This window comes from Rhodococcus sp. 05-2255-3B1 (assembly GCF_002258545.1).
GTDB lineage: Bacteria > Actinomycetota > Actinomycetes > Mycobacteriales > Mycobacteriaceae > Rhodococcoides.
The window spans coordinates 280052-305668 of record NZ_NOZC01000027.1; the positions used below are offsets into that span (position 1 = coordinate 280052).

General features: G+C 64.8%; 23 protein-coding genes and 2 tRNA genes. 12 read left to right on the forward strand and 13 right to left on the reverse strand.

Features of this window, described 5'->3' with window-relative positions; translation table 11 throughout:
- Positions 1–35: 35 nt before the first annotated feature.
- The 8 genes from CH249_RS16085 to CH249_RS16120 all read right to left on the reverse strand — a co-directional run bounded on the left by CH249_RS16085 (position 36) and on the right by CH249_RS16120 (position 7463).
- On the reverse strand, positions 36–1415 hold the full coding sequence (locus CH249_RS16085; protein ID WP_094631256.1) for an ABC transporter permease: 1380 nt from the start codon (positions 1413–1415) through the stop codon (positions 36–38).
- Complete coding sequence (locus tag CH249_RS16090) at positions 1412–2164, reverse strand: ABC transporter ATP-binding protein (protein ID WP_094631257.1); 753 nt, start codon at positions 2162–2164, stop codon at positions 1412–1414. Before CH249_RS16090 ends, CH249_RS16085 begins: the two co-directional genes overlap by 4 nt.
- A gap of 81 nt (positions 2165–2245) precedes the next feature.
- Positions 2246–2905, reverse strand: coding sequence for a response regulator transcription factor (locus tag CH249_RS16095; RefSeq protein ID WP_094631258.1), 660 nt, complete (start codon positions 2903–2905; stop codon positions 2246–2248).
- Entirely contained in the window at positions 2905–4101 is a 1197-nt protein-coding gene (locus CH249_RS16100; protein WP_094683261.1) for a sensor histidine kinase, read from the reverse strand. The genes CH249_RS16095 and CH249_RS16100 overlap by 1 nt, the downstream gene beginning before the upstream one ends.
- Before the next feature lie 18 nt (positions 4102–4119).
- Positions 4120–4749: a hypothetical protein gene (locus CH249_RS16105; RefSeq protein ID WP_230596802.1), complete on the reverse strand. Its 630-nt coding sequence runs from the start codon at positions 4747–4749 to the stop codon at positions 4120–4122.
- 137 nt (positions 4750–4886) lie between these two features.
- Positions 4887–5870: a ribose-phosphate diphosphokinase gene (locus tag CH249_RS16110; protein ID WP_032395699.1), complete on the reverse strand. Its 984-nt coding sequence runs from the start codon at positions 5868–5870 to the stop codon at positions 4887–4889.
- On the reverse strand, positions 5867–7339 hold the full coding sequence (gene glmU, locus CH249_RS16115; RefSeq protein WP_094683262.1) for a bifunctional UDP-N-acetylglucosamine diphosphorylase/glucosamine-1-phosphate N-acetyltransferase GlmU: 1473 nt from the start codon (positions 7337–7339) through the stop codon (positions 5867–5869). Before glmU ends, CH249_RS16110 begins: the two co-directional genes overlap by 4 nt.
- 53 nt (positions 7340–7392) lie before the next feature.
- Positions 7393–7463 (reverse strand) — tRNA-Gln (locus CH249_RS16120).
- A 257-nt stretch (positions 7464–7720) separates the two neighbouring features.
- On the opposite strand from CH249_RS16120, the gene CH249_RS16125 reads away from it, so the two are divergent.
- On the forward strand, positions 7721–8359 hold the full coding sequence (locus CH249_RS16125; RefSeq protein WP_082073772.1) for a TetR/AcrR family transcriptional regulator: 639 nt from the start codon (positions 7721–7723) through the stop codon (positions 8357–8359).
- A gap of 189 nt (positions 8360–8548) precedes the next feature.
- Complete coding sequence (locus tag CH249_RS16130) at positions 8549–9193, forward strand: ScbR family autoregulator-binding transcription factor (protein WP_032395696.1); 645 nt, start codon at positions 8549–8551, stop codon at positions 9191–9193.
- Here CH249_RS16130 and CH249_RS28480 read toward each other — a convergent pair whose 3' ends face one another.
- Positions 9194–9391: an alpha/beta fold hydrolase gene (locus CH249_RS28480; RefSeq protein WP_256988346.1), complete on the reverse strand. Its 198-nt coding sequence runs from the start codon at positions 9389–9391 to the stop codon at positions 9194–9196.
- A gap of 173 nt (positions 9392–9564) precedes the next feature.
- Between CH249_RS28480 and mfd the strand changes: the two genes are divergently transcribed.
- A complete protein-coding gene (gene mfd, locus CH249_RS16140) occupies positions 9565–13143 on the forward strand; it encodes a transcription-repair coupling factor (RefSeq protein ID WP_256988352.1) in 3579 nt (1192 codons plus the stop codon).
- Between the two features lie 2 nt (positions 13144–13145).
- Positions 13146–14060: a MazG family protein gene (locus tag CH249_RS16145; protein ID WP_094645610.1), complete on the forward strand. Its 915-nt coding sequence runs from the start codon at positions 13146–13148 to the stop codon at positions 14058–14060.
- A 38-nt stretch (positions 14061–14098) separates the two neighbouring features.
- On the opposite strand, the gene CH249_RS16150 is transcribed toward CH249_RS16145, so the two are convergent.
- From CH249_RS16150 to efeU, 4 genes are all read right to left on the reverse strand, one after another.
- On the reverse strand, positions 14099–14740 hold the full coding sequence (locus tag CH249_RS16150; RefSeq protein WP_094683263.1) for a dihydrofolate reductase family protein: 642 nt from the start codon (positions 14738–14740) through the stop codon (positions 14099–14101).
- 205 nt (positions 14741–14945) lie between these two features.
- The gene (gene efeB, locus CH249_RS16155; RefSeq protein ID WP_094683264.1) at positions 14946–16196 is read right to left on the reverse strand and encodes an iron uptake transporter deferrochelatase/peroxidase subunit; all 1251 of its coding nucleotides are present in this window, start codon (positions 16194–16196) and stop codon (positions 14946–14948) included.
- Positions 16177–17316: an iron uptake system protein EfeO gene (efeO, locus tag CH249_RS16160; RefSeq protein ID WP_094683265.1), complete on the reverse strand. Its 1140-nt coding sequence runs from the start codon at positions 17314–17316 to the stop codon at positions 16177–16179. Before efeO ends, efeB begins: the two co-directional genes overlap by 20 nt.
- 14 nt (positions 17317–17330) lie before the next feature.
- Positions 17331–18164: an iron uptake transporter permease EfeU gene (gene efeU, locus CH249_RS16165; RefSeq protein WP_045200201.1), complete on the reverse strand. Its 834-nt coding sequence runs from the start codon at positions 18162–18164 to the stop codon at positions 17331–17333.
- A 240-nt stretch (positions 18165–18404) separates the two neighbouring features.
- On the opposite strand from efeU, the gene CH249_RS16170 reads away from it, so the two are divergent.
- From CH249_RS16170 to CH249_RS16210, 8 genes are all read left to right on the forward strand, one after another.
- Positions 18405–19115 carry a lytic transglycosylase domain-containing protein gene (locus CH249_RS16170; RefSeq protein ID WP_094683340.1) on the forward strand — a complete coding sequence of 237 codons (711 nt, stop codon included), beginning with the start codon at positions 18405–18407 and terminating at the stop codon, positions 19113–19115.
- Positions 19116–19202: 87 nt separating this feature from the next.
- A complete protein-coding gene (gene eno, locus CH249_RS16175) occupies positions 19203–20489 on the forward strand; it encodes a phosphopyruvate hydratase (RefSeq protein WP_008718800.1) in 1287 nt (428 codons plus the stop codon).
- Between the two features lie 34 nt (positions 20490–20523).
- Entirely contained in the window at positions 20524–21237 is a 714-nt protein-coding gene (locus tag CH249_RS16180) for a septum formation initiator family protein (protein ID WP_230596801.1), read from the forward strand.
- Positions 21234–21764 carry a DUF501 domain-containing protein gene (locus CH249_RS16185; protein ID WP_032395686.1) on the forward strand — a complete coding sequence of 177 codons (531 nt, stop codon included), beginning with the start codon at positions 21234–21236 and terminating at the stop codon, positions 21762–21764. The genes CH249_RS16180 and CH249_RS16185 overlap by 4 nt, the downstream gene beginning before the upstream one ends.
- Entirely contained in the window at positions 21761–22705 is a 945-nt protein-coding gene (locus tag CH249_RS16190) for a Ppx/GppA phosphatase family protein (protein ID WP_094683266.1), read from the forward strand. Before CH249_RS16185 ends, CH249_RS16190 begins: the two co-directional genes overlap by 4 nt.
- Before the next feature lie 116 nt (positions 22706–22821).
- Positions 22822–24273 (forward strand): short-chain fatty acid transporter, encoded by a 1452-nt coding sequence (locus CH249_RS16195; protein ID WP_045196370.1) that lies wholly within the window; start codon positions 22822–22824, stop codon positions 24271–24273.
- Positions 24274–24317: 44 nt separating this feature from the next.
- Positions 24318–24391: transfer RNA gene (locus CH249_RS16200), tRNA-Leu, on the forward strand.
- Positions 24392–25056: 665 nt separating this feature from the next.
- The gene (locus CH249_RS16210) at positions 25057–25512 is read left to right on the forward strand and encodes a PaaI family thioesterase (protein WP_094645603.1); all 456 of its coding nucleotides are present in this window, start codon (positions 25057–25059) and stop codon (positions 25510–25512) included.
- Positions 25513–25617 lie beyond the last annotated feature (105 nt).

Genomic DNA, 25617 nt, shown 5'->3' on the forward strand with positions numbered 1-25617 from the left:
GCCCTGGCAATCGCCGAGCGGTACAGACCTCGAGGTCAGACGTCCGCCAATGCAAGCACCGGTGAGATCTGATTGGCACGTCGCGCCGGAGTCAGTGACGCACCGAGGGCGAGGAGTCCACCGCACAGCACGGTTCCGGCGATGACGACCCACGGCAGCGTGGGGGCGGTGAGTCCGCGCGAATCCAGCGAGCCCAGCAGCGATTGTGCTGCGGCCCAGCCGTAACCGATGCCGAGAATCAGACCGAAACCCATCGACGCGACCACCATCTGACTGCTCTCCGAGACGATCATCGTCCGAATCTGCTTGCGGGTGAATCCGAGTGCCCGCAGCAGACCGATCTCTCGGGTGCGCTGCAGAATGCTCAGCAGCAGATTGTTCACCATCCCGACTGCCGCGATCACAGCCGAGAACCCGATCAGTCCGGTCATGATTCCCACCGTCACGGTGAGTACCTGGTCGACGGAGGCCTCGTCGTATTCGTCGACGAGCATCGACCGGTAGCTGTACATCGCGACGGCGAACGTGGTCACCAGCGTCACGCCGATCAGCAGTCCCACAGCGGTACGGGTACTGCGATCCGGGTAGCGAATTGCGTTGGCCGCAGCCAATCTTGCCGCGGGCCCCCGACCGAACAGTCTTCCGACCAGCCTCAGCGTCGCGGGCAGTATTCGATAGGCACCGACCATGATTCCGGTGAACGACGCAACACCGCCGAGGAACGCCACCAGAACACCGGCCGGGTTCACCATCCCGACCAGGATCCCCAGCCCCAGCAGCGCCACTCCGCCTGCGATCAGCACGATCGACAGTGCCGTCCTGATACGGCGCGACCGCGGAGCCTCCACTCCCGTGTCAACGGCACCGCCGGTCGCCTGAACGGGTGTCACATCCAGCACCTTTCGTGACCCGACATACGACGCGAGGGTCGTCGTCAGTACCACGATGACCACCGGCAGGATCACCAGCGGTTGAACGGACGTGTACTCCACATCGGGCAGCTGACCGGCCGAGACGGCGACCGCACGGGCCAGATGGCTGGCACCGACTCCGAGAACCGAACCGACCGCACCACCGAACAATCCGACGAGGAAGCCTTCCCTGGCCACCGATCGACGTAGGTCACGGGCCCGGGCACCCAGGAGTCGCAGAAGAGCAATGGTGCGCGTGCGTCCCGCGACGATCGTTGCGAACGTGTTCGAGGTGACCACCGCCGCGACATACAGCGCGAGACCGATGAACACCAGCGCCACGCTGTAGAGCGCCGTGACGGCGGCACCTTCCATGTCCCCGAAGATATCGACCAGGAACGCCGTCGCCTGAATCAACACCACACCGAAGAACGACGCCAGCGACGTCACCAGAAGACTGGCGCCGTGCTCCTTCGACGCCCGAGCAGAAGTCACACCGTTCATGATGCGTGCTCCATTCCCAGCATGTAGCTCGAGATCTGCTCCGGCGTCGAACGTGGCAGTTCGTCGGCGATGCGGCCGTCGGCGAGGAAGACGATGCGATCGGCGTAGCTGGCCGCGATGGGGTCGTGGGTGACCATGACGATCGACTGACCGTACTCGCGCACCGCTGCGGCGAGTAGGCCGAGAACCTCACGGCCGGTTCGGGAATCGAGGTTGCCGGTGGGTTCGTCGGCGAAGATGAGGTGCGGCCGCGTACCGAGTGCGCGGGCGATCGCGACGCGCTGCTGCTGTCCACCCGAGAGCTGATGCGGGCGGTGGTTCACTCGCCCTCGCAATCCCAGAGTGTCGATGAGCTGCTCTGTCCATGCCGCCTCTTCGGCGGTGGGGGCGCGGCCGTCGAGCTCGAACGGCAGCAGGATGTTGCCCCGAACATCGAGGGTGGGAACGAGATTGAACGACTGGAAGATGAACCCGACCTGCGTGCGGCGCAACGTCGTCAGTGCGTCGTCGTTCGCCTCGGTGATGTCGGCACCGGCCAACATCAGATGTCCGGTGCTGGCGTTGTCCAAGCCCGCCATCACGTGCATCAGAGTCGACTTGCCGGAACCGGACGGTCCCATGATGGCGGTGAACTGGCCGCCGTGAATGTCGAGAGAGACGTTGTCGAGGGCGCTGACCGGGTTGGACGAGTCACCGAAATACTTGCTGACCTGGAATGCCCGGGCGACCGGGGGGAGTGTTGTTGTCATGCCCACAACGCTATGAAGTGGGCGGACAGGAGTAATCAGGCGCGAGTCTTCGCCTCGTACATCGAGAGGATGACTTCGGTGTCAGTCTCCGGTGAGTCCGTGCTCGAATGCGTAGACCACCAACTGCACTCGGTCGCGCAACGCGAGTTTGGCGAAGATTCGACTGATGTGTGTCTTCACCGTCGCCTCGCTCAAGAATTCCATCGCGGCGATCTCGGAATTGCTCAGCCCACGGGCGGTGAGTCGAAACAGGTCCTTCTCCCGTGCGGTGAGGGTGGCGAACTCGGCGGGAACCTTCGGTACCTCGGGCGTAGGTGTGAAGTGCGCCAGCAGCCCCGTCGTGGCCGACGCGGCGATCACAGAGTTACCCGCATGGACCGTCCGGATCGCGGCGAGCAGAAATTCCGGGTCGGCGTCCTTGAGCACGAAACCGCTTGCTCCGGAGCGGATCGCTCGCGCGGCGCTCTCATCGAGATCGAAAGTGGTGAGCACCAGAATCCGCGGTGGAGTATCGGACGCGGCCACGATCTGCTCGGTGGCGGCGATACCGTCGAGCACCGGCATCCGGACGTCCATGAGCATCACATCGGGCTTCGCCGACGCGGCGAGCTCCACGGCCTCTCGCCCGTTGCCCGCTTCCCCGACGAACTCCAGGTCCGGCTGCGAGGAGATGAGCATACGAATACCTGCTCGGAACAGCTGCTGGTCGTCGACCAGAGCCACCTCGATTCGATCTGCCATCAGTCGATTCCCTTCGTGGACGAGCCGGCAGCAGGAAGCCAGGCAGTCACGGTCCACGACGAGCCGTTGCCGGACGCGGTGCACATGCCGCCGGCGAGGCTGGCGCGCTCCTTCATACCGGCGATTCCGTGCCCGCCCGATTCCGATGCCGAACGCACCGAACGCACGGTGTTGCGCACCGTCAATTCGATGCCCGCCGAGTCGGATTCGATCGTGACGCTGACGGGCTTGTCGGGATCACCGTGACGTAGGGCATTGGTCAGCGATTCCTGCGCGATGCGATAGAGCGCGAGGTGTGCACCGGCACCCAACGAGACCGACGTGGTGTCGATCGAGGAGTCGATGGTCAGTCCGGTCGCGCGCACCTGGTCGAAGAGACGCTCGAGATCGTCGGGTGTCGGGTTCGGTAGATCGCCCTGACTGTGCCGAAGCTGTCCGAGCAACACCCGAACGTCGGTCAGTGCATCGCGCGCAGTGTCGGAGATGGTCGTCAGCGCGGTGTCGACGGCTGCGGGATCGATGGCGCGTACGTAGCGTGCACCGTCGGCCTGCGCGATCACCACGGCGAGCGAATGCGCCACGATGTCGTGCATGTCGCGAGCAATTCTGTTGCGCTCCTGCTCGATTGCCACTTCGTGTTCGGCGCGGGCCTGATGTACCTCGGCGAGCTCGCGTGCGTGTGCGGATTCGATGGCGGTGCGCCGGGCGTAGGCGAGACGGCCCAGTGCCCAGGACAATCCGAGCATGGCCCACAGGCCGGCGAGGAGCAGGGCGAACTGCGCGATTCGGGGTTCTTGGTAGCCCTCCTCCGTGGGCGGGCCGAAGGGATTGCCGTCCACGTACGCCAGGTACAGCGCGGCGATCACTCCGCCGCCGACGGCCGACGCGAGCCCGAAGCGTCGAACGACGCTGTCGCCGTAAGCGGCCGAGCAGTACAGAATCGCGAAGATTGCGGTGTCCGCGGAGAGGGGGAGCACCCCGCCGACCATCTGCACGACGGCCAGCAGCCAGGCCAGTGCCAGCGATAGTTGCGGTGAGCGGCGCCTGATGGCCAGCGCTACGCCGAAACCGACCAGCACACCCGCGCCGGAAGAACCGTACGGGCCGCTCAGCGTCGACGGCAGCAGGAGCAGAACGAAGACGACGGCGTAGGTGGCATCGAGCACCTGCCGTGAGATCGAACGCTTGCGCAGCACTCGATCAGACTACGTGGATCAGTTGGTGCGGCGACGAGCCTTCTCGAGCGCGGCCAGCGTCGACAGGACTGTGGTGCGTTGCCGTTCGAGATCCTTCATGCGTGCACGTGCCGGCAGGCCCTGTACGCCGTCGAGTGCGCTGATCTGCTCGTCGACGGAGGTGAGCTGGCCGAGCAGCTTCTGCACACGTGACTGCAGTTCGATCGCGTCGATTCCGGTGACACCGGCCTGCGACTTCTTCGTCGGTGCCTTCGCAGGCGCTCCGGACGTCGTCGAGGCCGGTGTGTTTCCCGCAGCAGCGGCCCTGGGACGCAACGCTTTGCGGACGGCAGCCGGATCGGGCAGCTTCTCGAGCCGAATACGGTTGAGCACCTCACGGGCATCCCGAGCCGTGACGCGGTACTCGCGCTCCTCCTCGTCCTCGGACGCCAGCGTGCCGCCCAGGGGCCGCAGACCGTACATCCCGATGAAGTGCTTGGCCTCGTCGATGACCGCTTCCTTCTCGCGGCACAGCCCGCAGCGCGGCTCGTTTCGGAAGTCCTCGACGCTGTCGGTACTACCGCACCAGACGCACCCGCCCGGCGTCCATCGGGCAATTCTGACCGTAGTAGTTCCAGCCGGGCCGTGGGGAGAGTCTGCGTCGATCACGACGAGTCATCTTAGGTGACAACGAAACCCGCCCCGCACACCCCCGCCTCGCGAGCTGCATGTTCCGGTCACGGACGTGACGTAGTTCATGCGACGCGGACGGAGAGTGGGCGGGGCGGGGTGAAACAGACTGACTGTTATGCGCTGCCGTTGAAAAGGCTGGTGACGGAACCGTTTTCGAAGACCTCGCGAATGGTGCGAGCCAGCAGCGGCGCGATCGAGAGCTCGGTCAGCGTTGCGAAGCGCTTCTCGTCGCTGATCGGCAGCGTGTTGGTGACGACCACTTCCTTGGCACCGCAGTTCGCGAGGCGCTCGGCGGCGGGGTTGGACAGAACGCCGTGGGTGGCGGCGATGACGACGTCACCGGCTCCGGCCTCCTTGAGCACCTTCACGGCGCCGGCGATGGTGCCGCCGGTGTCGATCATGTCGTCGATGAGGATGCAGGTGCGGCCTTCGACGTCACCGACGACGCGATTGGACTTGACCTGGTTGGGCACCAACGGGTCACGCGTCTTGTGGATGAACGCCAGCGGCGCGCCGTCGAACGAGTCGGCCCACTTCTCGGCGACGCGCACACGGCCGGAGTCGGGGGAGACCACGGTGATGTGCTCGAGGCTGTAGGTCGCCCGAATGTGGTCGGCGAGCTGGCTGTGTGCGTGCATGTGATCGACGGGCCCGTCGAAGAAGCCCTGGATCTGATCGGTGTGCAGGTCGACGGTGATGATGCGGTCGGCACCGGCGGTCTTGAGCAGATCCGCGACCAGACGAGCGGAGATGGGCTCGCGTCCCCGGTGCTTCTTGTCCTGGCGGGCGTACGGGTAGAACGGCAGGATCGCGGTGATGCGCTTGGCCGATCCGCGCTTGAGCGCGTCGATCATGATGAGCTGTTCCATCAGCCACGTGTTGAGCGGGAACGGATGCGACTGCAGCACGAAGGCGTCCGACCCGCGGACCGACTCCTCGAAGCGCACGAAGATCTCGCCGTTGGCGAAGTCACGCGCGGTCTGCGGGGTGACGTCGATTCCGAGTTCCTTGGCGACCTGCTCGGCCAACTCCGGATGTGCTCGACCAGAAAACAACATCAGGTTCTTCTGGTTGTCGATCCAATTAGGGGTGGTCACTGCTCTTCGCCGTCCTTTTGTTCTTGCCGATCACGATCTGCGAGCGCCGCTGCTTTCGCAGCTTCGGTTCCGGGCCTGTTGTCCATGACCCAGCCTTCGATATTGCGTTGCTTACCACCGGAGACGGCCAATGCGCCGGGAGGAACATCGTCCCGAACCACTGTTCCTGCACCGGTGTAAGCGCCGTCGCCCACATGTACGGGAGCGACGAACGTCGAGTCGGAACCGGTCCGTACGTGGGATCCGATTTCCGTGCGGCTCTTGTTGACGCCGTCGTAGTTGGCGAAGACGTTGGAGCAACCGATGTTGCTGTGGTCACCGATCGTGGCATCGCCGACGTAGGTGAGGTGCGGGACCTTGGTGTTGCGGCCGATCGTCGCGTTCTTGGTCTCGACGTAGGCACCGAGTTTGCCGCCTGCGCCCAGCACCGTGCCCGGACGCAGATAGGTGAACGGTCCGACGGTGGCATCCGGTCCGATCACGGCCTGCTCGGCGTGGGTCCGCACGACCGACGCGCGCTCGCCGATCTCGACGTCACGCAGCGTCGAGTCGGGCCCGACGATGGCGTCGTCGGCGACGTGGGTCTTGCCGTGGAGTTGGACGCCGGGTTCGATGCGGACGTCCGCGCCGAGGGTGACGTCGATGTCGATCCAGGTGGTCGACGGGTCCACGACGGTGACGCCGGCCCGCATGTGCCGTTCGATGATGTGGCGGTTGAGCACGGACGTGACGTGCGCCAGCTGGACGCGGTCGTTGACGCCCACCACCAGATCGGGATCGGCGAGCTGAGTGCCGTACACGGCTTTACCGTCCGCCTTGCTGATCTTGACGACGTCGGTCAGGTACAGCTCGTGCTGAGCGTTGGCGGTGCTGAGCTTGCCCAGGGCGGTACGAAGCGCAACGGCGTCGAACGCGTAGACGCCGGAGTTGACCTCGCCGATGAGGACCTGAGCGGGCGTGGCGTCGGCATGCTCGACGATCTCGGCCACCTCGCCGTCGTCGGTGCGGACGATGCGGCCGTATCCGTTGGCGTCGTCGGGCAGGAATGTCAGAACCGTGGCCGCGGCGGGCCGGGGGGCGCTCAGATGCTCGTCGAGCAGAGCTTTGAGAGTGTGGCCGTCGAGCAGCGGGACGTCGGCTGCGGTGACGAGGATCGTGCCCTCGAAGTCGTCCGGGAGTGCAGCGAGGCCGCACTGGACGGCGTGCCCGGTGCCGAGCTGGCGATCCTGGACGGCAGTGTGAATCGTGCGACCGAAGGTGGCTGCGAGGTCCTGGACGGCGTCCGTGACTCGTTCGCGATCGTGTCCGACGACCGTCACCAGATGGTCGGGGCCCAGGTCGGCGGCTGCGTGGAGGGCGTGCGCAAGCATGGTGCGACCGGCCAGGGGGTGCAGAACTTTCGGAGTCTTCGATCGCATTCGGGTACCTGCACCCGCAGCGAGAACGACCACGGCGGTCTGCACAGGCATTGAGCTCCTCAGGCGGTAACGCGAATGACGGCATGCGTGAATGATGTTGCTCGCTCCGCCGCCAGGACTCGAACCTGAACTATCTGAACCAAAATCAGAGGTGCTGCCATTACACCACGGCGGATAAACGGCCAGCGGTTTCATCAGTGGCCGACGAATCGAACGACGCCTTCGTCTGCCGCTGCGCTCCCACTGAGCGCAACGATCCTCGCACGCGAGGTAGTGGTGAGTCGAACCGCGGCGCACATGAGACCGTTCGAGTTGTTCTTGTCCCTGCACTCGCGACGTTCGAAACCGGATGGTTCGGACATGGTTAGGGTGAGGGAGACGTCGAGGGTGGCGTCTGACAATGCACACGGTCGGTGACGGAAGCGGTTTTCCATGACAGGCGCAGCCTCCGAGCAGGAACGCTCACCTCGGGTCCGGATGACGGGGACGCAACGGCGCGAGCAGTTGATCGAGGTGGGTCGGACGCTGTTCGCCGAACGCGGGTACGAGGCCGCGTCCGTCGAGGAGATCGCGGGACGCGCGAACGTGTCCAAGCCGGTCGTCTACGAGCACTTCGGCGGTAAGGAAGGTCTCTACGCCGTCATCGTCGACCGCGAGATGTCGACTCTGCTGGGAATGATCACCAGTTCCCTCGATCTCAACAGGTCGCGGATCCGTGTCGAGCGGGTTGCGCTGGCGCTGCTCACCTATATCGAGGACCGCACCGACGGCTTCCGCATCCTCGTTCGTGACTCTCCGGTCTCCGCCGAGGACGGCAAGTACTCGTCGCTGCTCAACGAGGCCGTCGGTCGCGTCGGGCACATGCTGGCCGGAGATTTCTCGCGCCGAGGCCTCGATCCCGAGTTCGCGCCGATGTACGCCCAGGCCCTCGTCGGAATGGTGTCGATGACCGCGCAATGGTGGCTCGATGTGCGTACCCCGTCGAAGGAAGTGGTGGCGGCGCACGTGGTCAACCTGTGCTGGAACGGGCTGACGAATCTGGAAGCGGACCCTCGATTGACCGAGGAATGAGTACACGGTTCGGTCTCTCCGCGGCGTATGAGGGGGTATCGTCCCCTTTGTCGGCCATGAGAGCTGTGTAACCTACGGCACAGTGCTTCAATCGGACCGATGCATGTTGGCACGAGACGTAAAGCCACTCAGTGGTACCGTTCGGGCGTAATTTGCGCAGTGGCAGTTCTTATTGCGAAGGCGGATCCCATGGTCAGGCAGGCCCGCGCTGAAATCACTCGCGACACCGTGCTGGCTGGCGCAGCGAACGTATTTCTGCGCCTCGGGTACGCGAACGCGAGCCTCAGCGAGATCATTTCTCAGTCCCAGGTCACCAAGGGCGCTCTGTACTTCCATTTCGGCTCCAAGGAAGAACTGGCACGTGCGGTCATCGACGAGGGCAACGCTCGTCTGACGACGGCCTGCTCGCAGTTCAACGACGGTCGAATCCCCGCACTCGAAGCGGCGATCGGTATTTCCTACATCGTCGTCGACCTCTCGGTCAGCGACCCCATGGTCTCTGCCATGCTTCGGCTGAGCCATCAGATCGGCGATTACCGCGGCACCGAGGGCAACGTCATGGCCGGGTGGAGCGAGTCGTTCGACAGGCTCGCCGCCAAGGCCATCGCGCAGGGGGACATCGACCCCAACTCGGATTCGCGCACCATCGGATCTCTGGTCCTGGAAATCCTCACCGGCGTACACATGGTGGCAGTTGCCACCTCCACCACCGAGGAATTGCCGTCGCGCATGGAGCGCCTCTGGTACTACCTTCTCCCGGCGTTGGTTCCCGCCAACAAGCTCGACTACTTCCGCGAATTCGCAGCGCGTCGCGTCATCCGCTTCGGCCCGTAACTAGCGGTGCCGGCCCACGAAGTCGGCGATGTCGTCGCGCAATCGTTCCGGATACTCGCCGTTGACGGCATGTGAGGCGTCCGGGTAGAGCCGGACGGTCCCGTCGGGCAGTGCTGCCGAGTCTCTCTCGACGATGCTCGACGCTGCTCTGACGTAGCCCGTCGTCTCCCGCTCGCCGGGCTGTCGGTGTGCTCCCATAGACTCGGTGGTGACTGTGTGTGAGCAGCCATCGCCTCGACTCGCTTGTAGGAGCATTGCTGTTGTCTTCCGATTCTCTGCCTGCCATTTCTTCATCCGGGCCGGCCCCGATCGTTCCCGACGCGGCGCTGCAACTCTCGGGTCTGGCCAGCGTCGCGCTGACCGATTCGGCCATGGTGGCCGTCGCCGACGCGATCGGAACCGCCGAACACACACTCATCGGACCGCACTCGGTTCGCCCGTTCGTCGCCGCCGCGATCGCGCAGCACACGCAACTGTTGATCGTCACCGCCACCGGGCGTGAAGCGGACGATCTCACCGACGAACTCCGCCAGATCCTCGGCGGCGGCGTGGTCATGTTCCCGTCGTGGGAGACGCTTCCGCACGAGCGACTCTCGCCGAGCGCCGATACCGTCGGTAAGCGGCTCGACGTGCTCCGACGGCTCGCTCGCCCCGGCGACACCGATTACGGCGATCCTCTGCGCGTCATCGTCACCACCGTCCGCTCGCTGGTGCAACCGATGGCACCCGGTCTCGGCGAAATCGAACCCGTGACCCTCAAGGTCGGCCTCGACATCGACTTCGACGGCTTGATCCACCGACTCGTCGAGTTCGGCTACCTGCGCGTGGACATGGTAGGCAAGCGCGGCGAGTTCGCCGTCCGCGGCGGCATCCTCGACCTCTTCTCGCCGACGGCAGATCACCCGGTCCGCGTGGAATTCTGGGGCGACGAGATCACCGAGCTCCGCGCGTTCGCGGTCTCCGATCAGCGTTCGTTGCCCGATCACAAGGTCGATCTCGTCATCGCTCCGCCGTGCCGCGAACTGCTGCTCACCCAGGAGGTCCGCGACCGCGCCGCGGTCCTCGCAGCCGACAACGCCGGCGACACCGCGTTGGTGGAGATGCTCGACAAGCTGTCCGCAGGCGTCCCGGTGGAGGGCATGGAGGCGCTGCTGCCGCTGCTGCAACCGGGTGAGTTGCAGTTGCTCGCGGACACCCTCCCCGCGGGAACACACGTATTGCTCTGCGATCCCGAGCGAATCCGAACGCGCGCAACAGATCTGGTCCGCACCGGGCAGGAGTTCCTCGAAGCATCCTGGACGGCGGCGTCGATCGGAGGAGCTGCGCCGCTCGATACCTCCACTCTCGATACGTCCAGCCTCGAAGGTGCGTCTCTCGATCTCGGTGCCTCGGCCTACCGTTCACTTCGACAGGTTCGCGAATCGGCGCAGGTGCACGGTCGTCCGTGGTGGACCATCAGTCCGTTGGCATCCGGCAACGGTGAAGAAGTCGAACTCGCCGTCGATTCGGTCCCGGAGGTGCGGGGATCCGAGGAGGCGCTGACGGCCCTGTTCGCAACGTTGCGGGCGCACATCGCCACCGGTGGTCGTGCGGTCATCTCCGTCGCGGGTGCAGGTACCGCCTCCCGCATCATCGAACGCCTCGCCGAGGCCGAAGTGCCTGCGGCACATCTCGATTCCGGTGCGGTCCCCGTCGCCGACGTCGTGAACGTCCTGTGCGGATCGTTGCACGACGGCCTGGTCTTTCCCGATGCGAAACTCGTGGTCGTCACCGAGAGCGATCTGACCGGCAACCGCGTGGCCGCAGCGGGCGAGGGGCGCAAGCTCCCGGCGAAGCGTCGCAACCAGGTCGATCCGCTCGCCCTCGTCGCCGGCGACAGCGTCGTGCACGATCAGCACGGCATCGGTCGATTCGTCGAGATGGTCGAACGCACCATCGGCGGCGCCCGACGCGAATACCTCGTGGTCGAATACGCACCGAGCAAGCGGGGCCATCCAGGCGACCGACTCTTCGTCCCGATGGACTCGCTCGATCAGCTCTCGCGTTACGTCGGCGGCGAGCTGCCGGCTCTGAGCAAGCTCGGCGGGTCCGATTGGGCCAACACCAAACGCAAGGCGCGCAAGGCAGTTCGCGAGATCGCCGGCGAACTCGTGCAGCTGTACGCTGCTCGTCAGGCAGCGCCCGGGCACGCTTTCGGCCCCGACACCCCGTGGCAGCTCGAAATGGAAGATGCGTTCGGGTTCACCGAGACCGTCGACCAGATGACGGCCATCACCGACGTCAAGGCCGACATGGAGAAGGCGGTTCCGATGGACCGCGTCATCCTCGGTGACGTCGGGTACGGCAAGACCGAGATCGCGGTTCGCGCGGCGTTCAAGGCGGTGCAGGACGGCAAGCAGGTCGCCGTGCTGGTCCCGACAACGCTTCTGGCACAACAACATCTGCAGACCTTCACCGCTCGGATGGCGTCGTTCCCGGTGACGGTGAAGGGGCTCTCCCGCTTCACTCACGGCTCCGAATCCAAAGAGGTCATGGCCGGGCTGGCCGACGGAACGGTCGACATCGTCGTCGGTACGCACCGCTTGTTGCAGACCGGTGTGGCCTGGAAGGACCTCGGTCTGGTCATCGTCGACGAGGAGCAGCGCTTCGGCGTCGAGCACAAGGAGCACATCAAGTCGCTCCGGACCCACGTCGACGTGCTGACGATGTCTGCAACGCCGATTCCGCGAACGCTCGAGATGAGCCTGGCCGGAATCCGGGAGATGTCGACCATCCTCACTCCGCCGGAGGAGCGGCACCCGGTGCTTACGTACGTGGGTGCGTACAACGACAAGCAGGTGGCCGCGGCCATCAGGCGTGAGCTGCTGCGCGACGGTCAGGTGTTCTTCGTGCACAACCGAGTCAGCTCGATCGACAAGGCCGCCAAGAAGATTCGTGATCTGGTGCCCGAGGCGCGGGTGGCGACGGCGCACGGTCAGATGAACGAGGAAACACTCGAACGCACCGTGCAGGGCTTCTGGCAGCGCGAGACCGACGTGCTGGTGTGTACCACCATCATCGAGACCGGTCTCGACATCTCCAATGCCAACACGCTGATCGTCGAGCGATCCGATTCACTGGGCCTCTCTCAGTTGCACCAGCTGCGAGGCCGAGTGGGCCGTAGTCGCGAGCGCGGTTACGCATATTTCCTGTATCCGCCGGAGAAGCCGCTCACCGAGACCGCATACGACCGGCTGGCGACCATCTCGCAGAACTCCGATCTCGGTGCCGGTATGGCCGTGGCGATGAAGGACCTCGAAATCCGTGGTGCCGGAAACGTTCTGGGCGCGGAGCAGTCCGGTCACGTCGCAGGCGTCGGCTTCGACCTGTACGTGCGGCTCGTCGGTGAAGCGGTCGAGGCGTACCGCGCGGCCGCCGACGGCAAGCCCATCACCACCGACGAGGCACCCAAGGAAGTGCGCATCGACCTGCCCGTCGACGCCAACATCCCACCCGACTACGTCACCAGCGATCGATTGCGGCTCGAGGGCTATCGAAAGCTCGCTGCGGCAGCAGATTCCGAGGGCATCGACGCCGTCATCGACGAACTCGTCGACCGGTACGGTCCGCTGCCCGAGGAGGTCGGCCGCCTGGTCTCCATCGCCAAGCTGCGCCTGATCGCCAAGGAATACGGTCTGACCGACGTCAACGTCGCCGGAACGCAGGTGAAGCTGGCCCCCATGGATCTGCCCGATTCCAAGCAGATCCGCCTCAAGCGGCTGTACCCGAATGCTGCGTACCGGGCCACCACCGGTGTGGTGCAGTTGCCGCTGCCGCGCGTCGAGGGCGGCGGCGTGGGGGCGGCGCGCGTACGCGACGTCGAATTGGTCCAGTTCATCGCCGATCTCATCCTATCCTTGGACGGGAAACCATCTCGGTCGGTGTTGCTGGAGCAAACAGTGGGGGTGTAGCGGTGACGGTAGTTCTGCTCGACCCGGTCCGTCCCACGCAGGTCCCGGTGGACGCCGTCGAATTTCTGGGCGAGCCCGTGCAATTCACCGAAGAAGTGCCGGTGCGAGTGCGGTGGCTGTTCTCCGGAACCGCTGCGCCCGACGCCGTCGACGCTGTTCTGGTGAGCACCGACCCGGCCAACCCCGACGTTCAGGAACGGATCGGGCTCGGCGAACGGATCATCGCCGCCGAGAAGCTCCCCGGTGACGACCTCATCGCGGCGGTCCGGTTGATGGATCGCCTGCGCACACTCGGCGGCTGGGAAGCGCAGCAGACCCACGAGTCGTTGCGCGGGTACCTGCTGGAAGAAACGTACGAGCTGCTCGACGCCATCGCAGCGGGCAACTTGGTGGACCTGCGCGAAGAACTCGGAGACCTGTTGCTGCAGGTGCTCTTTCATTCCAGAATTGCTCAGGATGCTGCCGAGAACGCATTCGACGTCGACGACGTCGCTGCGGGACTCGTCGCCAAGCTCACCCACCGCAGCCCGCACCTCGGTCGAACGGGCAACGGCCCCATCGACATCGCCGAGCAGGAGCGAGCCTGGGAAGAGCAGAAGGCTTCGGAGAAGGCGCGCGGATCCTGCGTCGACGGAATCGCACTGTCTCAGCCGTCATTGGCACTGGCACAAAAGGTGATCGGCCGCGCCACCAAGGCAGGCCTGCCCGACGAACTGATTCCCGACGGCCTTCGCGTCGTACACATCGGAGTCGATCACTCGCACGGCGGAGACAGTGCCGAGGACCTGCTTCGGCGTCGGGTATTGGATTTTGCATCCCTGATCCGCAACGCCGAAGCCTCGGCCCGCAACGCCGGCATCGCGCCCGGGGAGATGTCTGCACTCGACTGGATCGAGCACTGGGGTCTGCGGGGCTGAGGGTTCCCATCCACCCCTCGTACCTCGATCCGGACCTGCTACCTGCGCCAGAACAAATGATGCGTGACGCCGCTGCTGCTGGGGATCACCTCGTGTTCGAATCTGTCGTTCAGTTCGTCGGGTGAATCCCACAGCTTCAGGCCCGAGCCGAATTCGATGGGCGAGACGGCGATGTGCAGGGTGTCGACGAGGTCGGCGTCGAGGAATTCTCGGATGCTGGTGACGCCACCGCCGAGCCGCACGTCCTTACCGCCCGCGGCCTCCTTTGCCTGCTTCAGAACCTCGGCGGGCTCGCCGTCGACGAAGTGGAACGTGGTGTCGGACAGTGTGATCGATGGTCGCGCGTGGTGGGTGAGGACGAAGACGGGGGTGTGGAACGGTGGTTCCTCGCCCCACCAGCCCTGCCATTCGTGGTCGGTCCACGGTCCGCGTTGGGGTCCGAACTTGTTCCGGCCCATGATCTCGGCACCGATGTTGTTGGAGAAGTCGCGGGCGAGGTAATCGTCTAGTCCGCGACTGCCGCCCGAACCGGCGTTTCCAGGAAAGCTGGCGGTGGCGAAGTACCACCTCATCAGTGCCAGATGGTCCAGACCGAACGGGTTCTCGAAGCTTTGGTCCGGCCCCGCAGCAATTCCGTCGCTCGAAACGGTGAAATTCTGTACCCGAACCAGCTGTCCCATGTGTGCTCCCGAAGTCGATGACGATGATGTACGACGTATGGACCGAGCCGACCGTACTAACTCACCGCCCGCCTGTGTCAATGGACCCTTGCAGCGGTCAGACGTGTGCAATGCGCCATCGACGCAGGCCGGGGTCGTGCGTGAATGGACCATTGCAGCGGCCAGACGCATGCAAGGGTCCATTGACGCCGACGCGGGGACCGGTCTACTCGAACAGCGTCGAACCCCAGTAGTCCGATTCTCCGACGCCGGGAGGGCAGGCGAATACCGCGGATCCTACGTGTTGGATGTATTCGTTCAATGCGTCCTTGCGGGAGAGGGCCAGTTGCATCGGGACGAATTGGGTCAGTGGGTCGCGGCAGTAGGCGATGAAGAACAGTCCGGCGTCGAGGTGGCCGAAGCCGTCGGATCCGTCGGTGAAGTTGTATCCCCGACGCAGGAGCTGGACGCCGCCGAGGTTTTCCTTGGACGCCAGGCGCACGTGGGCGGTCTTGTCGATGAAGGTGCCCTCGGGCCCCTGGGATTCGAAGTCGAGTGCGTCGAACTCGTCCTTCTGACCCAGCGGTGCGCCGGTTCCCTTGCTGCGCCCGATCACTCGTTCTTGTTCCTTGAGCGTGGTGCGGTCCCAGGATTCGATGAGCATGCGGATGCGTCGGGCCACGAGGTAGGAGCCGCCTGCCATCCATTCCTGATCGTCCTCGGAAGCGACCCACACGTTCTCGTCGAGCAGCGTCGGGTCCTCGGCCTTGAGGTTGGCGGTTCCGTCCTTGAAGCCGAACAGGTTTCGCGGGGTGGCCTGGGTGGTCGAGGTGGACGAGGTGCGTCCGAAGCCGAGTTGCGACCACTTCACCGACACCGTGCCGAAGCCGACGCGGGCGAGGTTGCGAATGGCGTGTACGGCAACCTGCGGGTCGTCGGCGCAGGCCTGGATGCACAGGTCACCGCCGGAGCGGCGGGGGTCGAGATCATCGGCCGGAAAGTGTTGCAGATCGGCAAGCGACGCAGGCCTTTTCGAGGCCAGGTCGAAGCGATCGAACATGCTCGGTCCGAAACCGATCGTCAACGTGAGCGAGGACGCGCTCAGGCCGAGCGCCTCGCCGGTGTCCGACGGCGGGTTGTACTGGCCACCGTCGACCGCGCCGCCGTCGAACGTTTCCTCGCCCTTGGTGAGGCGTTCGGCCATCAGTGTCCACTTCTTCAGCAGCGCAACGAAGTCGTCGCGGGAGTCGGTGGTGATGTCGAACGCGACGAAGTGCATGCGATCCTGCGCCGGGGTGACGATTCCGGCCTGGTGGTCTCCACGAAATTCGACGACATCCGAGGTGGGCACCTCGGCACCCGACGCCGTCGCATGTCCTGCGATTGCCCCGACTCCGACGAGCGCAGCACCGGTCCCGACGGCGCCGAAGAGGCGCCGCCGGGAGAACTGTCCGGTCTTATTGTCCGGCAACGACACCCTGCACCTGGCTCACTTCGGCGGACAATGCATCGATCTTGTTGGACAGTTCCTGACGCTGCGGTTCGGTCACGGTGTCGTAGAAGACGAAACCGTCGCCGCTGCGGTACTTGGCGAGTTCGGCATCGAGTTCGGCGAAGCGCGCGTCGATGGCAGTGCCCAGTTCGGCGTTGCGCTCGTCGAGGATCGGACGAACGGCGGCGATGGCGGCCTGCGAGCCGTCGACGTTGGCCTGGAAGTCCCACAGGTCGGTGTGCGAGAAGAAGTCCTCTTCACCGCTGATCTTGGTCTTGGCGACCTCGTCGAGCAATCCCTGCGCGCCGCCTGCCACCTGGATGGGGTCGATGGTGAAGTCGTCGGCCTTGATCTTGTCGGCGAGCTCGGTGATGTCGGCCTCGAGCTGATCGGCCATCGCGTTCGTGTCGGGCTGCAGGCCCTGCGTCCACAGATCCTTTTCGATGCGGTGGAAGCCGGTCCATTCGGCTCCGGGCTCCACGTCGGGCTCACGCAGGTCGATTCGTGGGTCGAGATCGTCGGGGAAGCTCTCGGCGACGGGCTCGATGCGCTCGTAATAGCTACGCGCAATGGGGAACTGCGCCTTGGCCGCGGCCACATCTCCGCTCTTGACGGCGGTGACGAACGAGGTGGTGGTGTCCTGCAGTGCGTCGATCTGGCTGACGACGTAGCGCTTGTAGCCCGCGGCGGCCTCGGCGAGCAGCCCGTCCTCGCCCGCCGAGCGGACCGACTCGCCGGTCACCACGAAGTCCGCGCGCACACCGTCGCCCACCATGCCTGCCTTGCATGCGGTTTGGTACGTGCCCGGGTCGGGAAGGGCGACGATGAGCTGACGCGTCAGGCCGGGTCCGATGTTCTCCACCTCACCCATGACGCGGTCACCCTCGCCGTAGACGTAGAACTCGGTGACCTTGCTGCCGTTGTTGGTGATCTGGAAGGTCGAGTTGCCGGTGGTGCCCTCGGATGCGCTCACATCGCAGGAGGAGTCCGTCGCGGTGACGGCGATATCGCCCGATGCGGCCTCGGTGGCGGACTTTTCGGTGCATCCGGCCAATGCCATCGGTAGAACCGCGACTGCGGCCAGGGCGAAGGTGGAACGACGCATGGTGGTGGTGCCTTTCAGGAGTTCTGAAGTACAGGCTCGGGAGCCGCGGGAACGCGGACCGGGCGGAGGAAGAGGAACAACACGATCACGATGTAGAGCACCCACGCGATCGCCTGGAAAACAGTGGGCTCGGGACGGAAGTTGAAGATGCCGCCGAGCACGGTGCCGTACCAGCTCGAGGCGTCGAAGTGAGCGCTGATGTCGAAGGCGACTGCGCTGCCGCCGGGCAGAATGCCGCCGATCTGTAGTGCGCGGATGCCGTAGGCGAGGATTCCGGCGGCGACCACGATCAGGAAGATGCCGGTGTACTTGAAGAACACGGCGAAGTTGATGCGGACGGCACCGAAGTACAGGAACACCGTCAGCACGGCGGCGACGACGATGCCGAGCAGGAGTCCGAGCAGTGGCCACAGGCTGCCGTTGGTGTTCTCGGCGTAGCCGACCATGAGCAATGCGGTTTCGACGCCTTCGCGCCCGACGGCGAAGAAGGACAGCGTGAGTACTGCGGCGGGGCCGACGGTGAGTGCTTTCTCCATGTTCGCCCGCAGTTCGCCGGAGATGTTCTTGGCGGCGGTGCGCATCCACAGCACCATCGCGGTCACGATGACGACGGCCACGAGCGAGGCGGCTCCGGCGATTATTTCGGCGGTCAGTCCGGTGACGGTGGAGGTGCCGTAGTGGATCACGAAGAAGATGGCGGCGACCATGGCGACGGCCAGGCCGACTCCGAGCCAGACCCACTTGAGCGCGTCGCGTCGTTCGGCTTTGACGAGGAACGCGACGAGGATCATCACGACGATGCCGGTCTCGAGCCCTTCGCGCAGGCCGATCAAGCCACTACCGAACATCTGGGTGGCGATCGACGGCGCTGAACCGGCGGCGAGAACGACTGTGGACACGGGTGATGCTCCTGTGATGCGTCGAACATTGGTACGCCTTCCCTCGCAAAGGGTAGGCGACCCTCATGAATGAAGGCTGCCCAGAACATACACCCTGCAACCCAACCCGAACACGCGTTGACCAGGGGTTATCTCGGCCTTTAGCTTTCTATTACCTTGCGTGTGCAGGATGGAGTGGTGATCTCCCGTATCTGCGTGTTCGCCACAGCGTCGCTCCTTCTTGCATTGACGGCGTGCGGCACCGGCGAACCGAAACGCGAGATTCCCGAGGGCATCCCGCCCGGACCCGGCACGGAAGTACCGGCCATCGACTTCAACGCGCCCGGACGCACGGCCGACTTGTTGCTCGCGTGGGCCGAACCCCAGACCGACGCGTTGGGCATCTCGGTGACCGCCCTGGCGTCGTACGGGCACGCTGCGGCGATCATGACCGAGACGGACGCCGACTGCGGAATCGCGTGGACGACACTCGCCGGCATCGGCTACATCGAGAGTCGCCACGGCACGTACCAGGGCTCGTCGGTGGCACCCGACGGTCTCGTCGCACCGCCGATTCGCGGAATCCCGCTCGACGGCGGACCGGGCGTCGCCGAAATTCCGGACACCGACGGTGGCGTCATGGACGGCGACACCGAGTTCGATCGGGCCATGGGCCCCATGCAGTTCATTCCCGAGACCTGGAAGAAGTGGGGCGTCGATGCCAACGGCGACGGCGTCGCCGATCCGGACAACATCGACGACGCCGCGCTGACGGCGGCGCGTTACCTCTGCGCCCGCGGCGGTGATCTGCGGACGGCGCAGGGCTGGGAGAGCGCGCTGATGGCGTACAACCTGTCGGGTCAGTATCTGCGGGACGTGCGCGATCGAGCGGCCGCGTACTCGGTGGGCACCAGGCCGTAGATCTCCGTGCATCGCGGGAGGCACCGGGAAGCGGCTAGTCTTGCACCCGGCACAGTCCGCCGGTCCCCGTTACTAGGAGAAGCATTCGTGGCCATCATTGAGCAGGTCGGAGCTCGCGAGATCCTCGATTCCCGTGGCAACCCCACGGTTGAGGTCGAGGTCGCATTGGACGACGGGACGTTGACCCGTGCAGCCGTTCCCTCCGGCGCATCCACCGGTGAGCACGAGGCCGTCGAGCTTCGTGACGGCGGAGACCGCTACGGCGGCAAGGGCGTCGAGAAGGCAGTCAACGCGGTCCTCGACGAGATCGCACCGGCGGTCATCGGCCTCGACGCCATCGAGCAGCGCACCGTCGACCAGGCCCTGCTGGATCTGGACGGCACGCCCGACAAGTCTCGCCTCGGCGCGAACTCCCTGCTGGGTGTCTCGCTCGCCGTCGCCAAGGCCGCGGCCGAGTCCACCGGCCTCGAGCTCTTCCGCTACCTCGGCGGCCCGAACGCCCACATCCTGCCGGTCCCGATGATGAACATCATCAACGGTGGCGCACACGCAGACAGTGGCGTCGACGTGCAGGAATTCATGATCGCGCCGATCGGTGCGCCCACGTTCAAGGAATCGCTGCGCTGGGGTGCCGAGGTCTACCACGCACTCAAGTCCGTACTCAAGGCCAAGGGTCTGTCCACCGGCCTCGGTGACGAGGGTGGCTTCGCTCCCGACCTCGCCGGCACCAAGGCTGCCCTCGACCTGATCCTCGAGGCGATCGGCAAGACCGGCCTCAAGCCCGGACAGGACGTCGCCCTCGCGCTCGACGTTGCGGCCACCGAGTTCTACACCGCGGGCACCGGCTACGCCTTCGAGCGCGAGACCAAGTCCGCCGAGCAGATGTCGGCCTTCTACGGTGAGCTCGTCGACGCCTACCCGCTGGTCTCCATCGAGGATCCGCTCGACGAGAACGACTGGGACGGCTGGGTTGCCCTCACCGAGTCGATCGGCGACAAGGTTCAGCTCGTCGGCGACGATCTGTTCGTCACCAACCCCGAGCGTCTCGAAGACGGCATCGTCAAGGGTGCGGCCAACGCGCTGCTGGTCAAGGTCAACCAGATCGGCACGCTCACCGAGACCCTCGACGCCGTCGATCTCGCGCACCGTAACGGCTACAAGACGATGATGAGCCACCGGTCCGGTGAGACCGAGGACACCACCATCGCTGACCTGGCAGTTGCTGTCGGCAGCGGCCAGATCAAGACCGGTGCTCCGGCTCGAAGCGAGCGCGTGGCCAAGTACAACCAGTTGCTGCGTATCGAAGAAGCTCTGGGCGACGCGGCGCGTTACGCCGGCGAGTTGTCTTTCCCCCGGTTCAATTACGAGGGATAGCGAACAGGCACGTATGGCACGAAGTGGAGAGTGAATGATGGCACGGCGCGGCAGGTCCGGGACCAGTCCAGGTGGACGTGATCCCCGACCCCGCGGCCGGTCCTCCACATCGAGTCGGTCCAAGGCCGGGGGCGTCTCTCGCGAGGAGAACGCCTCCGGCCGGCAGGCCACCCCACCGGAACCCTCGGATCAGGCGCGCGACGCCGTGGTCGGCGGCAAGGCCGCGCCCCGGCGCGTCGGTGTTCGTCGACCCAAGATGCCCGAGCGGACGTTCTTCGGACTGTCCACCGGCCGAGCCGTCATCCTCGGCGTCGTGGTGTGCGCGCTGGCGTTGACGCTGGCCGTGCCGCTGCGCACGTATTTCTCGCAACGCAGTGAACTCGAGTCCGTGTTGGCCGAGCGTCAGACCCTGCAGGACGAGGTGGACGCGCTCCAGACGCAGAAGTCGCAGCTCGACGAGCCGTCGCGCATTGCGGCCGACGCTCGCGAACGGCTGCGTTTCGTCATGCCGGGGGAGACGCCGTATCAGGTGCAGTTGCCCGGCGATTACTCGCCGAGCTCCGCGGACCTCGCCGTGGACAACACGCCGACGGGACCGTGGTTCACCGAACTGTGGAACACCGCCGTCCAGCCGCAGGGATCGAACGAACCCCCGGAGCCGACGTCCGCACCCATGCCACTCGTACAGCCAGAACCTGCACCGGCCGCGCCGGCGGTGCCAGAACCAGAAGGAGGACCGGTCGGGTGAATTCCTCGGCAGTCTCGCAGGAAGATCTCGATGCGGTCGCAGCGCAGCTCGGACGTGAACCGCGTGGCGTACTCGAGATCGCGTACCGATCTCCGGACGGCAGGCCGGGTGTGGTGAAAACCGCCCCGAAGTTGCCCGACGGCACGCCTTTTCCCACTCTGTTCTATCTGACGGATCCGCGGCTGACGGCCGAGGCCAGTCGACAGGAATCGGCCGGGGTGATGCGGGAGATGACCGAGCGTCTCGGTACCGATCCCGAACTGGCCGCGGCATACTTGCGCGCCCATCAGTCGTATCTGGCCGAGCGTGACGAGATCGAATCTCTCGGAACGGATTTCACCGGCGGCGGTATGCCCGATCGCGTCAAGTGCCTGCACGTGCTCATCGCGCATTCGTTGGCCAAGGGCCCGGGCGTCAACCCGCTGGGTGACGAGTCGGTTGCGTTGGCAGCGGAGAACTCGTTGCGCGGCAAGGCAATTCCGGCCGATTGGCCGACCATCGAAGAACTACGTGCGGAGAAGCAATGACCAGGGTTGCAGCAATCGATTGCGGCACCAACTCGATCCGCCTGCTCGTCGCAGACAACAACGGTAAGTCGCTCGCCGACGTCGCTCGCGAGATGCGAGTGGTACGGCTCGGGCAAGGCGTCGATGCCACCGGAGCATTCGTACCCGAGGCGATCGAGCGCACCCGCGTGGCATTGGTCGAGTACGCGGAGATCATTCGCAAGACCGGGGCCACAGCAGTGCGGATGGTCGCCACCTCGGCCACTCGGGATGCATCCAATCGAGAGGACTTCTTCTCGATGGTGCGTGAGGTGCTCGGCAACGTCATCCCCGGTGCCGAGGCCGAAGTGATCACCGGCGACGAGGAAGCGCGACTGTCGTTCGCCGGTGCAGTCGGTGAACTCGACCCTGCGGCAGGGCCTTTCCTGGTCGTCGATCTGGGTGGCGGTTCCACCGAGCTCGTGCTGGGCGACGCCAAGGGCGTCAAGTCCGCGTTCTCGGCCAACATCGGCTGCGTACGCCTCACCGAACGGTTCCTGCACAGTGACCCACCCACTGTCGACGAGATCAACGGTGCGCGTGAGTACGCCCGCGAGAAGTTGGCGGAGGCGTTCGAGGAAGTGTCGATCGGTGACGCGTCGAGCTGGGTGGGGGTGGCCGGCACGATGACGACCATCGCGGCCATCGCCAAGGAACTGCCCGAGTACGACGCCGACGCCGTGCATCTTTCGCGAGTGCCGTTCGATCAGCTCTTCGAGGTGTGCGAGCGACTGATCGGCATGACGCATACGCAGCGAAGCGCGTTGGGCCCCATGCACCCCGGACGGGTCGACGTCATCGGCGGCGGTGCAATTGTGTGCAGCGTCTTGGCTGAGGAGTTCGAGCGACGCGGTGCCGTGAGCTCGTTGACGGTCAGTGAGCACGACATCCTCGACGGCATCGCGATGTCCATCAAGATCTGATCTGCATTTCTGCAGAGGCGGTCTGCGGCGATGTCGGTTGCATCGCTGCGTCATTCGGTGAAGCCTTACAGGTGCTGTGGCCCACGTCACGGCTCCCTTCGAGGTGAGGACCACCGATGACGTCACCCGCCGAACAGGCTGCGGCCGACCAGGCACCGGCCGAGAAAGGGCTGGCCCGCGTAGCGCAAGCGCTCGCCAAGGGGACCGAGAAGTGGTTTCCCGACGCGTACATCTTCGCTCTGGTCGGTGTGGTGGTCGTGGCTGTCGCTGCGTTCGCGAACGGGTCGTCTCCGCAGAATGTGGTCGACGCGTTCGGAAACGGCTTCTGGGACCTGACCGCCTTCACCCTGCAGATGGCGATGGTCGTTCTCACCGGCTACGTCGTGGCCACCTCTCCACCGGTCGCCAGATTGATCACGCGGTTGGCGCAGGTGCCCAAGAGCTCAAGCAGCGCAGTCAGTTTCGTGGCACTGCTGTCCTGCTCGGTGTCGTTCCTGAACTGGGGTCTGAGCTTGGTGTTCGCCGGTCTGCTCGCCCGAGCCATCGCGCGGCGGGACGATCTGAGGACGGACTACCGAGCACTGGGGGCTGCGGCGTTCATGGGACTCGGGGCCGTGTGGGCGCTGGGAATGTCTTCCTCGGCCGCGCAGTTGCAGGCGACGGCAAGTTCGCTTCCGGCGACGCTGCTTTCGGTCACCGGTGTACTCGACTTCGGAACCACCATCTTCACGTGGCAGTCGTTGCTGATGTGCGTGATCATCATCGTTCTGACGGTCGTCATCGCGCACGTGTCCGCCCCAAAGGGTGCCGCGATCAAGACTGCCGCAGACATGAAGGTCGATCTCGACGACACCGTCGCCGAGCCCGCTCCGCGCAGTCGACCGGGCGAGTGGCTCGAGTACAGCAGAGTTCTTCCGCTCTTCGTCGGCGCAATGACCCTGGGATGGCTTGTCTCCCAGCTGTTGACGCTGCCAGTGCTGTCTGTGGTGAGCAGCCTCAACGGATATTTGTTGGTGTTCCTCATGCTCGGGTTGGTGCTGCACGGCACCCCGCGTCGCTTCCTCGATTCGGTCAGCAAGGCAGTTCCCGCGACCGCTGGGATCCTGGTGCAGTTCCCGCTCTACGCCGCGATGGCGGCCATGCTGACCAAAGCGGAGGGCAGGGGAGGCGTCACGATCTCCGAGCACCTCGCGAATTTCTTCACCGACATCGGCAGTGGCGGCGGATTCGCTGTGGTCATCGCGATCTATACCGTCGTACTCGGACTGTTCGTTCCCTCCGGTGGCGGGAAGTGGCTCGTCGAAGCGCCGTACGTGATGCAATCGGCCACCGACGTGCAGATGAACCTCGGCTGGACCGTCCAGATCTACAACGTGGCCGAGGCCCTGCCGAACCTGATCAATCCGTTCTTCATGCTGCCGCTGCTGGCGGTTCTGGGTCTGCGAGCGCGCGACCTGATCGGATTCACGTTCTTGCAGTTCATCTTTCACTTTCCGGTGGTCCTGCTGCTCGTGTGGCTCCTCGGTATGACCTTCGACTTCGTGCCGCCGGTCATTCCGGCCCAGTAGCAGCCCGATATGATCGTCACCGCTGGAGCGATAGTTCAGCGGTGGCCCCTATAGCCCAATTGGCAGAGGCAGCGGACTTAAAATCCGCACAGTGTCGGTTCGAGTCCGACTGGGGGCACCGGAGTCCATATGGATCCAGATTTCTGGACCAGGACAGTGCTTTTCAGGTGGTAGCGTGGACTTCGGTGGTCTACCACGGATTTGAGTGGACAACCGAGACAGCGGATTTCAGATCCGCGCGGGATGCGCTTTATTCGGCGAAGCACCTTCGTATTCTTGCAGCTCAGGGCTGGGTTTCGTGTCGATTGGTGGTCTCGCAGGTGTCTCGTTGTCACGAGGCTGTCACAACTGGGGCTGTCCAACCTGTTCGAGACAAGCGACCTCTCAATTCCTCTTATCGAAAACATTGTGCTGAAACAGGTTTGGCAGGTAGGCGGGTGATATGACGAGAGCTACGCCCTGACGAAGCATTCTCGGAAGTCGCCTACGTAAATTGCGTTTCGCGCACCGACTCGTTGGAAACGCCAGCTCAGCGCAGTTCGACGCTGCGGCCATGTCGGCGACCTGCTCCATGTTGCCGCTTATGGACATGCGACCAGCCCGACCACCGCAAGCAACCAGAACGCCCTACTGGACCGAGTGAACGAGATCGGGTCGTCCCCCTGGGTGTTCGGTGCGTCACGGCTGCCATTTCAGAGCGATCGCTCTGATATGTTCGGGGTGTAATCCGGGTCTGGTAAACACAGGGGTATCGACTCGTCCGACTCGTCATCTGAGGTAGGCATGACTACTACGAACTTCGCGGAACTAACGGGGCTCGAGCTCCTACGGTGGGCCAGAGACCAACGGACCGAGGACATTCCGTCGATCGGACGCCTGTTGGGCATGACCTTTATCGATATCGAACACGGTCGAGTCTCGATGGAGCTGACCACGCAACCGGACTTCGCAAATCCTCTCGGCACCGTGCACGGGGGAATCGCTGCGACGCTCTTGGATTCGGTGATGGGCTGCGCCGTCCACACCACACTCGCTGCAGGGGTCGGCTACACCACCCTAGAACTCAAGGTGAACTACATCCGCTCGGTATCCACCGACCATCGAGCGCTCACGGCCCGTGGGTCGGTCATTCACGCCGGTAGGACAACGGCGACTGCCGAGGGGTCGGTCCGCGATGACCGGGACCGCCTGATCGCGCATGCGACCACAACCTGCCTGATCCTGGGCAACACGGGTTAGGTCTGCGCAGGCATGTCGGCAGAGCCGGAGCGAAACACCGCCGGACGATTGCCGCGCAGGTCGAACGGAATCCCGGTTCTGGCTGCCTGAACGCGCCGCAGTTGC